Origin of the sequence: Peterkaempfera griseoplana, assembly GCF_001418575.1 — a bacterium.
Classification (GTDB): Bacteria; Actinomycetota; Actinomycetes; order Streptomycetales; family Streptomycetaceae; genus Peterkaempfera; species Peterkaempfera griseoplana.
On sequence record NZ_LIQR01000030.1, the window covers coordinates 1 to 12067 of the forward strand.

General features: G+C 74.2%; 10 protein-coding genes and 1 pseudogene. 6 read left to right on the plus strand and 5 right to left on the minus strand.

Annotated elements, in window-relative coordinates:
• A partial coding sequence (locus AOK09_RS02225) for a GAF domain-containing protein (protein WP_157875772.1) occupies positions 1 to 684 on the minus strand: 684 nt, incomplete at its 3' end.
• A gap of 193 nt (positions 685 to 877) precedes the next feature.
• Between AOK09_RS02225 and AOK09_RS02230 the strand changes: the two genes are divergently transcribed.
• Complete coding sequence (locus AOK09_RS02230; RefSeq protein ID WP_055585376.1) at positions 878 to 1726, plus strand: DUF3800 domain-containing protein; 849 nt, start codon at positions 878 to 880, stop codon at positions 1724 to 1726.
• Between the two features lie 130 nt (positions 1727 to 1856).
• Here AOK09_RS02230 and AOK09_RS02235 read toward each other — a convergent pair whose 3' ends face one another.
• Both AOK09_RS02235 and AOK09_RS02240 read right to left on the minus strand, forming a co-directional pair.
• The gene (locus tag AOK09_RS02235; protein ID WP_055585377.1) at positions 1857 to 2336 is read right to left on the minus strand and encodes a DUF3291 domain-containing protein; all 480 of its coding nucleotides are present in this window, start codon (positions 2334 to 2336) and stop codon (positions 1857 to 1859) included.
• A 46-nt stretch (positions 2337 to 2382) separates the two neighbouring features.
• Complete coding sequence (locus tag AOK09_RS02240) at positions 2383 to 3018, minus strand: winged helix-turn-helix transcriptional regulator (RefSeq protein ID WP_055585378.1); 636 nt, start codon at positions 3016 to 3018, stop codon at positions 2383 to 2385.
• A gap of 98 nt (positions 3019 to 3116) precedes the next feature.
• Here AOK09_RS02240 and AOK09_RS02245 point away from each other — a divergent pair, with 98 nt between their 5' ends.
• From AOK09_RS02245 to AOK09_RS02260, 4 genes are all read left to right on the plus strand, one after another.
• Complete coding sequence (locus AOK09_RS02245; protein WP_055585379.1) at positions 3117 to 4328, plus strand: pyridoxal phosphate-dependent aminotransferase; 1212 nt, start codon at positions 3117 to 3119, stop codon at positions 4326 to 4328.
• A gap of 216 nt (positions 4329 to 4544) precedes the next feature.
• Entirely contained in the window at positions 4545 to 5213 is a 669-nt protein-coding gene (locus AOK09_RS02250; RefSeq protein WP_055585380.1) for a SigE family RNA polymerase sigma factor, read from the plus strand.
• The gene (locus AOK09_RS02255) at positions 5213 to 6160 is read left to right on the plus strand and encodes a hypothetical protein (RefSeq protein WP_055585381.1); all 948 of its coding nucleotides are present in this window, start codon (positions 5213 to 5215) and stop codon (positions 6158 to 6160) included. Before AOK09_RS02250 ends, AOK09_RS02255 begins: the two co-directional genes overlap by 1 nt.
• 106 nt (positions 6161 to 6266) lie before the next feature.
• Complete coding sequence (locus tag AOK09_RS02260) at positions 6267 to 9272, plus strand: S8 family serine peptidase (protein WP_217698367.1); 3006 nt, start codon at positions 6267 to 6269, stop codon at positions 9270 to 9272.
• Positions 9273 to 9447: 175 nt separating this feature from the next.
• Here the strand turns inward: AOK09_RS02260 and AOK09_RS37190 are convergent.
• Both AOK09_RS37190 and AOK09_RS02265 read right to left on the minus strand, forming a co-directional pair.
• Positions 9448 to 9656, minus strand: a pseudogene (locus tag AOK09_RS37190) (IS630 family transposase); the annotation flags it as partial.
• A gap of 184 nt (positions 9657 to 9840) precedes the next feature.
• Positions 9841 to 10566, minus strand: coding sequence for a TetR/AcrR family transcriptional regulator (locus tag AOK09_RS02265; RefSeq protein ID WP_055585383.1), 726 nt, complete (start codon positions 10564 to 10566; stop codon positions 9841 to 9843).
• An 88-nt stretch (positions 10567 to 10654) separates the two neighbouring features.
• On the opposite strand from AOK09_RS02265, the gene AOK09_RS02270 reads away from it, so the two are divergent.
• Positions 10655 to 11515 (plus strand): SDR family oxidoreductase, encoded by an 861-nt coding sequence (locus tag AOK09_RS02270; protein WP_055585384.1) that lies wholly within the window; start codon positions 10655 to 10657, stop codon positions 11513 to 11515.
• The last annotated feature ends 552 nt before the right edge of the window (positions 11516 to 12067 follow it).

Genomic DNA, 12067 nt, shown 5'->3' on the forward strand with positions numbered 1-12067 from the left:
GACCCGGGGAGCGGGGCGGGGAGTGGACTGCCGCAGCCGGAGCTCCGCCTCGGCGGCGGCCGCGGCGGCCCGTACCAGGGCGAGTGCCTGCGGCGCGGCGACATGGTCGCCGCCGGTGACGTCCAGCACGCCGAGGAGCGCACCGGTACGCGGGTCGTGCAGCGGGGCCGCGGCGCAGCTCCACGGGTGGACGGCGCGGGAGAAGTGCTCACCGGCGAAGATCTGCACGGGGTGGTCCAGTGCCAGCGCGGTGCCGGGGGCGTTGGTCCCGGCCTCCTCCTCCAGCCAGCAGGCCCCGGGGAGGAAGCCCATCTGCTCGGCGCGCAGCCGCAGTCGGGGGTGGCCCTCCACCCAGAGCAGCCGGCCGGCGGCGTCCGCGACGGCGACGATCTGACCGGTGTCGGCGGCCGGCTCCACCAGCAGGCTGCGCACCAGCGGGAGGACGGCCGCCAGCGGGTGGTCGCGGCGGCGTTGCCGCAGCTGCTCCTCGGAGAGGGCGATCGCGGGGGTGGTGTGCTCGGGGTCGACGCCGCTGCGCGCGCAGCGCCGCCAGGAGGCCAGCACCACGGGCCGGATGCCGTCGGCCCGTCCGGTGCTGACGAAGGACTCATGGGCGCCGGCTGCGGCGCGGCGGGCGGCGGCGGGGTCGGTCCCCTGCGGCCAGGCGATCCACGGGCTGGGCACGGCCATCACCCCGTTCGGCTGGGTTGGGGGCGGCGCGGGGCCGCGCTCTTCGGGCGCAGCGTAGTGCGGCGGGCGGCGCTCGGCCATGGGGCGCGGGACGGGTGGACGGCCGGTGTGCCCAGGTCTGCATGAGGTGGCCTCCCACCGGCGATACATCCCTCGGGGTCCGCCGTTCCCGGGGAGGCACGACGCCATGTGGATGGTCTTCGTCGACGACAGCAAGACGGACCAGGTGCCGCGTGCCGGGCTGGGTCAACTGGTCGCCCTGGGCGCGGTGTTCGTCCCCGAGGGGGCGCTGGCTCCGTACGCCGCCCGGCTGGCGGAGCTGCGCGGGGAGCTCGGTGTCCCACCGGAGGTGGAGCTCAAGTGGAACCCGGGCCGGGCCGCGCCGTCCTTCTGGCGCACCGCCGGGCCCAGGCTGCGCTCCGCGCTGCGCCGCGGCATGCTGGAGCACGCCGTGGAGCTGGGCATCCGCTCGGCGGTGGTGGTGTGGGACCGCGGGCATCTGGACTGGCCGATGCGGGACCGCGTGGAGCCGGCGATCCTCGCCTATCTCTACGAGCGGATCGAGCGGTTCCTCGCCGAGCAGGACGCCCGCGGGGTGGTGATCGCGGACGAGCCGGGGCACGGCGGCGGGACCTGGCTGCGCGCCGCCAAGGAGCTCACCGAGTCCGGTACTTCGCATGTCGCACCGGAGCGGGTGACGCTGCCGATCCTGACCGCGCCCTCGCACCTGGTGCCGCATCTGCAGCTGGCCGACCTGGTCGCCGCGGCCACCACCGCCGCCGTGGCCGGCCGTCCCGCCGGACTGGACCTGCTGGACCCGCTGGCCCGGCTGGCCCGGCGCAACGGCGAGGGCCGCATCGGCGGGGCGGGGCTGGTGCTGTGGCCGCCGCAGCTGATGGACCTGCACTTCTGGCTCTTCGGGGAGCAGGTGTACCAGCGGCGCGGCCGGGAGCACCGGCTGGGCCCCGCCTCCGCCGTCCCGGACCGCACCGGCCGCACCTTCCAGCACACCGACGGCCTCGGCCACCCGGCCTGACAGCCGCTGTCGGTACGGGCCCGGGCGGCGGCTGCGTCCCGTGCCCGGCGGGTGCTCGGTCGGCGGGTGCTCGGTCGGCGGGTGCTCGGTCGGCGGGTGTTCGGTCAGCGTGTGTTCAGCCGACGGGTGCTCAGTCCGCTGCGGTGGCGGCGACCGGGGCCGGGAGGATCTCGCGCAGGGTGAAGGCGTCCGGGGTGGGGCCGTGGGTACGCAGCGACCTCAGCCGCTCCTCGGCGTCGGCGACGGTGGGGCGCTGCCCCGCCGGCACCCACCACAGCGCGACCATGGCCTCGGTCTCCTTGGCGAACCACTCACGGCGCCGCTTCAGCACCTCGCGGTGGGCGGTGTCGTAGACGAAGTGCAGGAGGGCCTGCGGGTCCCGCCACACGGACATGTTGACGATCAGCCAGTCGTCGTCGAAGACCCGGACGGCGGTGGCATCGCCGTCCTCCGTCTTGAGGCGCCAGACGAAGCCGTCGGCGCCTTCGGCCAGCGCGTTGACCGGGTCGAGTGCGGCGGTGAAGTCAGCCAGGCGGGGGCTGTCCAGCGGGGCGAGCAGTCGGGCGATGTTGACCTGGGCCAGTTCGTATCGGTGCGGCTGCGACGTCATGTCTGCAGGCTATGTCAGCCGGGGTCCGGGCAGCGGCGCCTCCGGACTATCCGGCGGCGCGCAGCGCCTCGGCCAGCGGGGAGTCGCCGAGGACGGTGAGGTGCTGCTGCCCGGCTGCGGCGCCCAGGGTGGTGCGGTGCTCGGCGAGGGCGGCGGCGGTGGTCTCGTCGAGCGTCAGGACGGCGTCCGGCCGGTCCGCCGGTCCGTCGGCCCAGGCGGGCTCGGCCGGGTCCAGCATCAGGTGGAAGGGGCCGCCGGGCAGGCGGATCTCGGCGGTGCCGGAGGTCTGCGGGGCGGCCTCGCCGAGGACCTGGAGGAGGGGGAGGGCGAGCCAGTGGCCCCGGACGGCCTCGGTGGGGGCCGGGGTGCCGAGTTCGGCGGCTCCCCAGGCGGCGAGCGCGGCGAGGACGGGGCGCAGGGCGCGGCCGCGGGGGGTCAGCTCGTAGGTGTGGCTGTTGGCGGCGCGTCCGAGGCGGCGGCGCTCGACCAGTCCGTCGGCCTCCAGTTCCCTGAGCCGGGAGGCGAGGACGTCGGTGGAGACGCCGGGCAGGTCGGCGTGGAGGTCGGTGTAGCGGCGAGGCCCGGCGAGGAGTTCACGGACGATCAGCAGGGTCCAGCGCTCCCCCACGGTGTCCAGGGCTCGGGCGACGGCGCAGTAGTGGGCGTAGCTTCGGCGCGGCATGGGGTCAGCATAGCCATATGGTTGGACTTTCCAAGTCCATACTTGGTACAACCAAGCTGCACCGAGGTTCGCACGCTCCGAGGAAGGGGAGGCCGCACATGGAGTTCCGGCAGTCCGGCAAGCTCGCGGGGGTCTGCTACGAGATCCGCGGGCCGGTGATCGAGCAGGCCAACGCCCTGGAGGAGGCCGGCCACAGCGTGCTGCGGCTCAACACCGGCAACCCCGCCCTCTTCGGGTTCGAGGCGCCGGAGGAGATCGTCCAGGACATCATCCGCAATCTGCCGCGCGCCCACGGCTACAGCGACTCCCGCGGCATCCTGCCGGCCCGCCGGGCGGTGGCCCAGTACTACCAGCAGCGGGGCGTCCCCGGCGTCGAGGTGGACGACGTCTACCTGGGCAACGGAGCCTCAGAGCTGATCTCCATGGCGGTCACGGCACTGGTCGACGACGGCGACGAGGTCCTGGTCCCCGCACCGGACTTCCCACTGTGGACGGCGGCCGTCACCCTGGCCGGCGGCCGGGCGGTGCACTACCTCTGCGACGAGGGGTCCGACTGGTTCCCGGACCTGGAGGACATGGCCTCCAAGATCACCGACCGCACCAAGGCGATCGTGGTCATCAACCCCAACAACCCGACGGGGGCGGTCTATCCGCGCGAGATCCTGGAGGGGATCCTCGACCTGGCGCGGCGCCACCAGCTGATGGTCCTCGCCGACGAGATCTACGACAAGATCCTCTACGACGGCGTGGAGCACCACTGCCTGGCCGCGCTGGCGCCGGACGTCGTGGTGCTGACCTTCAACGGGCTCTCCAAGTCCTACCGGGTGGCGGGCTTCCGCTCCGGCTGGCTGGTGGTCTCCGGTCCCAAGCACCACGCGGGCAACTACCTGGAGGGCCTCACCATGCTCGCCGGGATGCGGCTCTGCCCCAACGTCCCCGCGCAGTACGCGGTGCAGGCGGCGCTGGGCGGCAGGCAGTCCATCCAGGACCTGGTGCTGCCCACCGGCAGGCTGGCCGAGCAGCGCGACGTGGCGTACCGGGCGCTCAACGACATCCCGGGGGTGAGCTGCGTCAAGCCCAAGGGAGCGCTGTACGCCTTCGCCCGGCTGGACCCGGCCGTGCACCGGATCGAGGACGACGAGCGTTTCGTGCTCGACCTGCTGCTCCGGGAGAAGATCCACGTCGTGCAGGGCACCGGTTTCAACTGGCCGCGCCCGGACCACTTCCGCATCCTCACCCTGCCGAGGGCGGACGATCTGGAGGTGGCGATCAGCCGGATCGGACGGTTCCTGGCGGGCTACCGGCAGTAGACCCCGGCTTTACTGATGAGGCCCTGTCACAACCCTGGGTGCTCGGGCCGCAACGCTGCTAGTCTCATCCAGCCCGCTGCACACAGCCGAACGCCGGGTAGACACCCGGTGTCCGCCCTGCTGACGGATGCGGGCGCACCTTGGGCCGCATCGGCCCGGTGGTCCTGGGCGCATCGGCCGGGGCAGCACAGAGCCGGCCTGAGCCCACGCCGTACCGTGGGCGGGCACGGAGGGAGAGCGGAGATTCCCCAGGACACTGCCGATGCGCGGGAGTTCCACGACTTCTTCGAGCGCCACCACGCCGAACTCTCCCGCCTGGCCTACCTGCTCACCGGAGACCCGGACTCCGCCGACGATCTCGCGGCGGACGCCCTGGTGGAGGTGTGGCGCCACTGGGACCGGGTGCGGGCCGCCGAGCGGCCCGCGGCCTACGCCCGAGGGGTGGTCACCAACCTCGCCCGCAACCGGATACGTTCGCTGACCCGGGAGCGGCACCGTGTGGGCGTGGTCGCCGCGCTCTGGCGGGACCGCTCCGACGACCCCGACGTGCCCGCCGTGGTCGACGTGCGCACCGCCCTGGACAGGCTCCCGTTCCGCAAGCGGGCGTGCGTGGTACTGCGGCACGCCTTCGACCTCTCGGAGCAGGAGACCGCCAGAGTGCTCGGCATCTCGGTGGGCACGGTCAAGAGCCAGACCTCGCGCGGCGCCGCCCAACTGGAGGCACTGCTGCGACCGGGCTCGACCGGAGCCCCGTACGATGCCCGGGAACCCGCCGTCGGCCGGCCTCTGGGCGGCGGCGCGCCCGCCGCACAGCGCCGGGCACCGCCGCGGCGCCGCGGACGGCGGTCCGTGGCAACCGTCGGGGGAAATCGGGAGGAGGAGTGATGCCGGGCCAGGAGCAGGAGCGCGTGGCCGCCCGGGACAGCGGGCTGCGCGCCGCGCTGCAGGGCGAGGCGGCCCGGCACGCCCCCGACCGCGAGTACATCCTGCGGCGCCTGGAGCAGGCCCAGCTGGTGGACCGGTACGGCGCCGAGGTCCGCAACGACGGGCTGCGGTCGCCGCTGCGGCGCTCCGTGCGGCTCTCCGGCGCGGGGGCGGCGCTGGGGTCGCTGATGCTCGTCGGCGGCGCCGCCGCCTGGGTGGCGACGGCCTACCAGCAGGACGACCGCCCCTCGATCAGGATCTCGGACGGGCCGCTGGCCCCGCCCGACGCCGCACGTCCGTCACCGGGCGCCCACCACAGCGGCCCCACGGCCCACGGCGGCAACCCCGGGGCATCGCCGCGGCCGCACACCTCCGCCCCGGCGGCACCGCCCGCCTCCACCACCAGCAGCGCCGCCGGCCCCTCGTCCCCGGAGCCGGGCAGCACCGACACCTTCGGCGGCACCTCGCAGCCGACGGCCGGCGGGGTGGTCACGGTCAGCACCGGCGCGCCCCAGGAGGACCACTTCCTGCGGGCGCAGGGGTCCGTGGACGGGCACTCCACCGACGTCTGGACCCAGAGCAACATCTATGTGACGACCACCGTGCCGCTGCGGACCCTCCAGGTGGAGGTGCGCATCGCCCGTACCGACGGCGCGGTGCGCAGCGGCGACTGGACCGAACTCGCCCCCGCCGACCTGGCCGAGACCCCCGAGGACAGCGACAGCGAGATCGTCTACCGCTTCACCCTGCGTCAGGGCGTGGTCCTGCAGCCCGGCACCTACCTCTTCGCCTCGCAGTTCCACCATGACGCGGGCGACCGCGACGTCAGCCAGGACCGCTACTCGGTCACCGCCAGCGGTCAGGACGGATCGGCCGGATCGGCCACCGTGAACGGCCGCTTCGGCTGAATTCCCGCTTCCCCGGCGGACCATGGCCCTCTTCTGCTCGGATGGTGCACACATCGCACACATATGTGCGCATGGGAGATGCAAGTTCCAGGGGAGGACCCTCACCGTGGTGTTTTGTCGCAGGTCCCGGCTGCTCGGCAGTCTGGTCCTGGGTCCCGTCGTCGCCGCGACCGTACTGGTCGGGGCGGCACCCGGCCGGGCGGCCGGGCCGAGCACGCCCGCCGACGGCCTGTACATCGTGCAGCTCGCCGACGATCCCGTCGCCTCCTACCAGGGAGGCGTCGACGGACTGGCCGCGACCGGAGCGGACTCCGGCGAACGGGCCGATCCCGACTCGGCCGCCGCCCGCTCCTACCGGGGGCATCTGGAGCAGCAGCGGGGGGAGGTGCTGGCCGGGGTACCAGGGGTGCACCCCGTCTACACCTACGACTACGCCTTCAACGGCTTCGCCGCACGGCTCTCCGGCGAGCAGGCCGCCCAGCTCGCCGCGGAGGACGGCGTGGTCTCGGTCGTACCCGACGAGCAGCTGCAGCTGGACACCGTCTCCACCGCGGACTTCCTCGGGCTCACCGGTGACGGCGGCGTCTGGGACCAGCGCCTCGGCGGCGCGGACCACGCCGGCGAGGGGGTGGTCATCGGTGTGATCGACTCCGGGTACTCCCCCGACAGCCCGCTCTTCGCCCCGCTGCCCGAGCCGCGTCCGGACGCCAAGGCCATCCGGCACAAGTGGCGGGGCAGCTGCGACCCCGGCGAGGAGGCCCCAGTCAGCTGCAACAACAAGGTGATCGGGGCGCGCTGGTACGACCAGGGCGTCACCCCGGTCGCCGCGGAGTACCTCTCCCCCCGCGACTACGCCGGACACGGCACCCACACCGCGTCCACCGCGGCCGGTGACCACGGGGTGGCCGCCGTGATCAACGGCAACGCGGTGGGCGAGACCACCGGTGTCGCCCCGGCCGCCCGCCTCGCCGTCTACAAGGCCTGCTGGGTGGTCGACGCGGACGGCAACATCTCCTGCGGCTCCGCCGACACCGTGGCCGCCATCGACCAGGCCGTCGCGGACGGCGTCGACGTGCTCAACTACTCCATATCCGGCTCCACCAGCTCCCTGGTGAACCCCGTGGAGGCCGCCTTCTACAACGCCGCGCACGCCGGGGTCTTCGTGGCCACCGGCGCCGGCAACACCGGCACCGCCGGCTCGGTGGCCCACAACGCCCCGTGGGAGACCACGGTCGCCGCCTCCACCCACGACCGCCGCTACCGCACCACCCTGACCCTGGGCGACGGGCGCACCTTCACCGGAGTCGGTACCGGCGCCGCGGTCCCCAGCGCCCCGCTGGCCGACTCACCGACGCTGGGACTGGACGGAGCGGACCCCGTGCAGGTGTCGCAGTGCTGGTCCGGCACCCTGGACCCGGCCAGGACCCGGGGACGGATCGTGGTCTGCCGGCGCGGCGGCAACGACCGCACCGACAAGTCCAGGGCGGTACAGCAGGCCGGCGGGGTCGGCATGGTGCTCTACAACCCCACCGCGGACACCCTTGAGGCCGACTACCACTTCGTGCCGACGGTCCATCTGGACCAGGTCGACGGACCGCAGGTGGCCGCGTACGCCGCCGGGACCGGGGCCACCGCCTCGCTGTCGGCCGCCGAGACCTGGACCGCCCCGGCGCCCGCCATGGCCTCCTTCTCCTCCCCCGGCCCGGCCGTGGCCGGCGGCGGCGACCTGCTCAAGCCCGACCTCACCGCCCCGGGGGTGGATGTGATCGCCGGGGTGGCCCCGGCCACCGCGGGCGGCAACGGGTTCGGGGCGATGTCCGGCACCTCGATGTCGGCCCCGCAGGTCGCCGGTGTCGCCGCGCTGCTGCTCTCCCGGCACCCCGGGTGGTCCCCGGCCGAGGTCAAGTCGGCGCTGATGACCACCGCCTACCGCACCGACAACCAGGGCGCTCCGATCAAGGACGCCTCCGGCGCGGCGGCCACCCCGCTGAACTACGGTGCCGGGCACATCGACGCAGCCCGCGCCTTCGACCCCGGTCTGGTCTACCCGGCGGGCCGCCGGGACTGGCAGCGCTATGTCTGCGCGATCGGCCAGCAGCTGCCCGCCACCACCGGCGCCGCCGACTGCGACCGAGTGCCCAGGACCCTGCCGAGCGACCTCAACTACCCGTCGATATCGGTCGGTTCGCTCTCCGGCACCCGCACCGTGCTGCGCCGGGTGGTGAACGTCGGCGGCGCCAGGGCCGTCTACCGGGCCTCGGTCCAGGCCCCGGCCGGGTTCACCGCCACGGTCACCCCCTCGGAGCTCACCCTGCGGCCCGGTGAGGACGCCCGCTTCCAGGTCACCCTGACCCGTGCCGGGGCGCCGCTGGGCAGCTGGGCCTTCGGGGCGCTGACCTGGTCCGACGGCCGGCACACGGTGCACAGCCCGATCGCCGTCAAGGCGGTGGCCCTCACGGCCGCGCCCGAGGCGTCGGAGCAGGGCGTCCAGGGTTCCGTCACCCTCTCCCCGCAGACCGGCTACGCGGGCACCCTCAACGCCAGGGTCCGCGGGCTGACCGCGGCCGAGCCGACGGTGAACCCGTTGCACGACGCCACCGGGGCGCTCTTCGACACCACCCGGCCCGCGGCCGGCGACCACACCGCGATGCGCACGGCCACCGTGCCCTCGGGGACGCGGCTGCTGCGCTTCGCCACCTACGCCGCGGACCACCCCCGGGGCACCGATGTGGACCTCTATCTCTACCGGCGGTCGGCCACGGGTGCGCTGACCCTGTGGGCCACCGGCGCCAGGGACGGGACGGCCAACGAGACGGTGCAGGTACGCAGCCCCGGGGCGGGCGACTGGGTGCTCTTCGCGGATCTGCGGTCCGCCCCCAGGCACGGGAACGGCACCGTGCCGGTGACCGTGGACGGCTGGCTGCTGGACGGGACCGCGGCGGGCAACGCCGTGATCGACCCGGCGTCGGCCCAGGTGGGCGTGGGCGATCAGCCGGGCTTCCGCCTGGACTGGTCGGGGCTCCAGCCCGGCCGCCGCTATCTGGGATCGGTGGTGTGGGACGACGGCGCGGTGGTGCTGGGCTACTCGGAGGTCCAGGTGGCCACCGGCTGACCCGCCTGCCCTCCACGGGGCCGGGGCGCCGAGCAGCGCCCCGGCCCCGTCGGCTTACGGGCCCCGTCGGCTGCTGCCTGCTGCCGTGATCACGAGGCCGGTCCCGCCCCTGCTGTCGGCGTGGTGTTGGTTCGACGTCATCGCGTTGGATCGATCAGGCTGCCGAGTCGAGGCCGTCGTCGAACCGGTGGATCACGTCCCGGCCCGTGTCCTCGTCGGCCTGGACCAGTCTCGCGAGCACCGCGAGTGGGTTCCCGCCGGCCGAGGCCAGCAGCATCATCGGCCGCCGGTGACGCACCGAGTCGGTGCCTCCCCGGCGCACGGTCTGCTGCAGCTTCTGTCCCCCTGGTCGGTCAACCTGCGTGCACGGACAGGCTCAGCCACCACACCCCCAGCAGTGGCGCCCCGGTGAACCATCCCGGTCGGAGCACCAGCTGCCCGGTGATGGAGAGGCGGTCGAGGCCGGCGGGGCGTGACGGATTAAGACGACGCCGGGCGGAGCCGTGTCGCTGCCTGCGGCCGTTCCCGGCGGACGCCGCTTCATCGAACGAGGACCCCTGGCGCACCATCAGCGAGACGGTGCACCACTGTCCGCCAGTCGGGTGAGCCACTCGCGCAGCAGATGCTGCTCGGCCTCGCTGAGGACGTCGGCATCGTCAGGGAGGGCGGCGCGCAGCGCGCGGGCTGCCGCGGCGGGGCCGGTCTCCGCGGCGGGGACCGTCGGTTCGGCCCGGGTGATGGCGGCGACCATGGCCTCGCGGAGAGCGGTCAGCAGCGCCGGATTGCGGCGTTCTGCCGGGGTGGACTGCCAGGTGGTGACCGCTCCTCGACCGGTGGCCTGGATGATCTGGGCGGCCAGCTCCTCGTCGACCCGCAGCCACCCCCCGGCCGCCAGGCGGCGCACCCGCCCGTGGAGGATCTCCAGGCCCGCGCGGTGCGCCATGTCCGCCCCCCGGCCGGTGGCCCTGTTCATCACCGCGAAGAGCCAGGGGCGGGAGATCCCGAACTCCACCACCAGGTCCCAGCCGCGGCGCAGCTCCTCCACCGCGTCCTGCGGGTCGGGGTCGAGCTGCGCGCGCTTGCTCTCCAGGAACTGCGTGTAGCCGTGCTCGGCGACGGCCTCCAGGAGCCCCTCCTTGTCGCCGAAGAGGCGGTAGATCGCCGGCGGCTGCACCCCGGCCGCGGCGGCGACCGCCCGGGTGCTCACCGCGTCCGGGCCGCCGCTCTCCAACAGCTCGACGGCCGCCTCGACGATGCGGTGACGAGGGCTGTCGGTGGTGTCGCGGGTGGCCATGGATCGATGGTATCGAAGATTTGGTTCCACCGATATTCCAGTGTTACCGTCAGAATGATTCCACTGGAAACAGCAACGGGAGAGCCCCATGATCATCGTGACCGGAGCCACCGGAAAGCTCGGCCGCCGCACCGTCGAGCGCCTCCTGGAGCGCGTCCCCGCCGACCGCGTCGGCGTCAGCGTCCGCGACCCCCGCAAGGCCCAGGACCTCGCCGACCGCGGCGTTCGTGTCCGGCAGGGCGACTTCGACGACCCCGCCTCGCTGGTGCACGCCTTCGAGGGGGCCGAGCAGCTGCTCCTCGTCTCCCTCGATCGTGCGGGCGAGGAGTGCGTCACCGGCCATCGCACCGCCATCGACGCCGCCGTGAAGGCCGGCGTCGGCCGCATCCTCTACACCAGCCAGATGGGCGCCGACCACGACTCCCGCTTCCAGCCGTGCCGGGACCACGCCCGGACCGAGGACCTGCTGCGCGCCACCGGCCTGCCCTGGACCGCGCTGCGCAACGGCTTCTACGCGGCCAGCGCCCTGCAGTTCCTGGAGTCCGCCCGCCGCACCGGCGACATCGCCCTCCCCGCCGACGGCCCCGTCGCCTGGACGGGCCACGACGACCTCGCCGAGGCCACCGCGGCGATCCTCACCGAGGAGGGCCGCTTCGAGGGGCCCACCCCTCCGCTCACCGGCGCGGCGACGCTCGACTTCGGCGCCGCCGCCGAGATCGCGTCCCGGGCCACCGGACGGCCCTTCACCCGCACCGTCGTCTCCGACGACGCCTTCCGGGAGCAGGCACTAACGCACGGCGCCCCCGCCCCGATCGCCGACCTCCTGCTGAGCATCTTCGCAGCGGCGAGGAACGGCGAGTTCGCCGCCGTCGACTCGACGCTGGCCGAGCTGATCGGGCGAGAGCCCGCCACCTTCGGCACCCTGCTGGAGCGCGCCTGGGCCGAATAGATCCTGCGGGGCGCACGGAAGGCACGGGCCGGCCAGGACTCCCGTGAGACCCGCACCCCTGACGCCCCGGACCGACGGGCGGGCGTCAGGGGTGCGGGCATCCGCCCCGCCGGCCACATCTCCGGGCTCAGCTCCGCCCAGTGCCGATCCCGGACGTCGCACCGGAGCCGAGTCCTTCGCGCGGGGCTGCCACCACAGCCGTGTGCGCACGCGAAGGAGAGCCACCCGTCAGTCGAGCCGGCAACCCTGCCGGTCGATACACCCGGGGGTGCGGTCCGTAGAGGTGCGGGCAAGTCGGGGTGCCGACCGGTCGGGGTGGGCGGCCGGGGTGGCCGGCCGGGGTCCGGTGGGCCACCGGGCCGCGGGATGAGTTTGCGGCGGCGCGCCGGTCTGCACCTGTGAGGACCCCGGACAGGAGGCCGACCGTGAGCGCACCCCGCAGACCGCCGCCCGGCTGCCGGCCGCAGGATCCGCAACCCCGGGGCCCACTGCAGACCGACCCGCAGCCATCGGGCCCACACCAGGCAGGCTCACAACCACCGGACCCACAAC

Bases quoted from the DNA above. Each gene is read 5' to 3' on its own strand.
- AOK09_RS02235 (WP_055585377.1), bottom strand. From the start codon at position 2,336: ATGACGTCGCAGCCGCACCGATACGAACTGGCCCAGGTCAACATCGCC.
- AOK09_RS02245 (WP_055585379.1), top strand. From the start codon at position 3,117: ATGGAGTTCCGGCAGTCCGGCAAGCTCGCGGGGGTCTGCTACGAGATC.
- AOK09_RS02270 (WP_055585384.1), top strand. From the start codon at position 10,655: ATGATCATCGTGACCGGAGCCACCGGAAAGCTCGGCCGCCGCACCGTC.
- AOK09_RS02230 (WP_055585376.1), top strand. From the start codon at position 878: ATGTGGATGGTCTTCGTCGACGACAGCAAGACGGACCAGGTGCCGCGT.
- AOK09_RS02240 (WP_055585378.1), bottom strand. From the start codon at position 3,018: ATGCCGCGCCGAAGCTACGCCCACTACTGCGCCGTCGCCCGAGCCCTG.
- AOK09_RS02265 (WP_055585383.1), bottom strand. From the start codon at position 10,566: ATGGCCACCCGCGACACCACCGACAGCCCTCGTCACCGCATCGTCGAG.
- AOK09_RS02255 (WP_055585381.1), top strand. From the start codon at position 5,213: ATGCCGGGCCAGGAGCAGGAGCGCGTGGCCGCCCGGGACAGCGGGCTG.